This is a genomic window from Martelella sp. (assembly GCF_984369615.1).
This window is the reverse complement of the sequence record NZ_CFHTCS010000527.1, coordinates 1-2,199: the sequence shown is the minus strand read 5'-3', so window position 1 is coordinate 2,199 and position 2,199 is coordinate 1. Positions and strand designations below refer to the sequence as shown.

The 2,199-nt window shown below is 61.3% G+C and carries 2 protein-coding genes and 1 pseudogene; all 3 read right to left on the bottom strand.

Annotated features, from left to right (window positions below):
• A pseudogene (locus tag AC5DC2_RS23265) lies at positions 1-349 on the bottom strand (ABC transporter substrate-binding protein); the annotation flags it as partial.
• 57 nt (positions 350-406) lie between these two features.
• A complete protein-coding gene (locus AC5DC2_RS23260) occupies positions 407-1,510 on the bottom strand; it encodes an ABC transporter ATP-binding protein (RefSeq protein ID WP_491700201.1) in 1,104 nt (367 codons plus the stop codon).
• Between the two features lie 2 nt (positions 1,511-1,512).
• The coding region (locus AC5DC2_RS23255) for an ABC transporter permease (RefSeq protein ID WP_491700200.1) at positions 1,513-2,199 on the bottom strand (687 nt) is incomplete at its 5' end.

Here is a 2,199-nt window from a genome sequence, read left to right as displayed (position 1 = left end):
CCTGCGGCAGGATCTGCGAGGTGACCGACGGCAGGTTGCTCATGTTGAAGACATCCGTGCGCACATTGTTGGACTGCGCCTCGCGGGTGATGACCTGTTCCTGCTCGGAAGCGGACATTTTGACGCCCGTCGCCTGAACGCCGTATTTCTCCGTGAAGTTCTCGGCCATCGTCACTATCTTGCCGGTGGCGTCGATGACCGTGATCGGTTCTTCCTGACGCGCCGCTTCGATGAGGGCGTCAAGCGAGTAGTCCGAATCGGATATGCCGAGGTCCTGCGCGTTGACGGTGGACGACAGCAACACCCCGCCAAGCGCAAGAGCCGTGGATGCCAGGATCATGGTTTTCATGGGTTTCTCCTCCAGATTAATCCGGTTTTTGGGTAAAGATGGAATCGCATGCGGCTTTCAGGCCGTTGCGATCCGGTTGTCCTCGCTGTCGAAAAGATGCAGGTGGCCCCGCTCGACGGCGAGATTGACGGCATCGCCGGCGCGATGCGACGGCGTGCTCTCTGTGATGGCGAAGACCTTGCGGCCTTCGACAAGCAGCTCGATGATCCAGCTTCCGCCGGTCGGCAACACGTCGTTCACGTGTGCACCTGCGGCAACGACGCAGTCCGGGCCGGCGTTTTCTCCCTCGGGAAGAACACGGATCGCTTCGGGCCGGATGCCGACGGTCGCGACTTTCGCCGGCTCTGCATGATCAGCCAGCATCGTCCGCGTCCAGGTGGCCAGAATGCCGGTGTCGCCATGGGAGACATCGATGAAGTTGATCGGCATGCTTCCCACGAAGCCCGCGACAAACCGGTTCGCCGGTTTTTCATAGATATCCGTCGGATTGCCCAGTTGCTGGAGCGTGCCATCGCTCATCACCGCGATTGTCGTGGCGAGCGTCATGGCTTCCCACTGGTCGTGGGTCACGAAAATGATCGTCGCCCCCATTTCGCGGTGGATGCGCTTCAGTTCCGCGCGCATTTCCAGCCGCAGCTTGGCGTCCAGGTTGGACAGCGGCTCATCCAGCAGGATGATGCCGGGGCGGGTCGCAAGCGTCCGGGCCAGTGCGACACGCTGCTGTTGCCCTCCGGAAAGCTGGCTCGGATAGCGATCGCGATACTGGGCGATCGAAAGCGTCTCCATCACTTCGGCAACGGTCTTGTCGCGTTCGCTCTGCGGCACTTTCCGAAGCCTCAGCCCGAATGCGACATTCTCTTCGACGGTAAGGTGCGGCCAAAGCGCATAACTCTGGAAGACCAGGCCAAGCCCCCTCTTTTCAGGAGGCGTATAGATCCCGTCATCGACCGAAACGATCGGCGTTCCATCGATCAGAATCTTGCCGTCCGTTGGGTGCTCCAAACCGGCAAGCATGCGCAATGTCGTCGTCTTGCCGCAGCCCGAAGGGCCGAGAAGGCAGAGGAACTCACCATCCGCGATTTCGATGTCCAGGTTCTCGACGGCCTTCGGCGCATTCTTCGCATAGGCTTTCGAGATGTTTACGAGATTGATATTCGACATGATTACTTCCCCAACCCGTCAGAGAGCGAACTTCTGGTGAGCTTTTGCACGCCCAGCGTTCCGAAAAAGGCGATCGCGCAGATCATCAGCACGACCGCGTTGGCCGCCTGGCTGTATCCGTAGTCGACGAGACGGATGGCATAGGTGGTGAGGACGTCGGTGCCGGGAACGGCGAGGACGACGACGAGGCTCAATCCCTTCAGGCCGGATATGAACGGCAGAAGGATTCCCGAGACCAGCGAGCCGCGCTGGATCGGAATGACGACCGAGCGCAACCGCCGGAACCACCCGGCGCCGGCGATGCGCGCCGCGTCCTCGGGATCCCTGCCAAGCTGCATCATGGCGGTGATGCCGGCGCGGGATGCAAAGGGCATCTGGTCGGCGACGAGCGCCAGAAACAGAATGATCGACGTCCCGTAGAGCGCCGGCAGCGGGCCGCGTGGAAAGGCGAACATGACCAGATAGGCCGCGGCAAAGGCAATGCCGGGAACCAGATAGGGCATGAACGTGATCTGGCGCAGCAGTCCGCCGACGAAGGGGACCGGCGATCGCGCGACCGCGAAACCCACCAGCAGTCCGAGAATTCCCGAACTGATCGCCGCTCCGCCGACGATGGTCACCGTGTTCCATGTCGCGGCCCAGAATTCCGGCGTGAGAAGAATACCCTGATGCAGTGCCGTCGTCTTGAG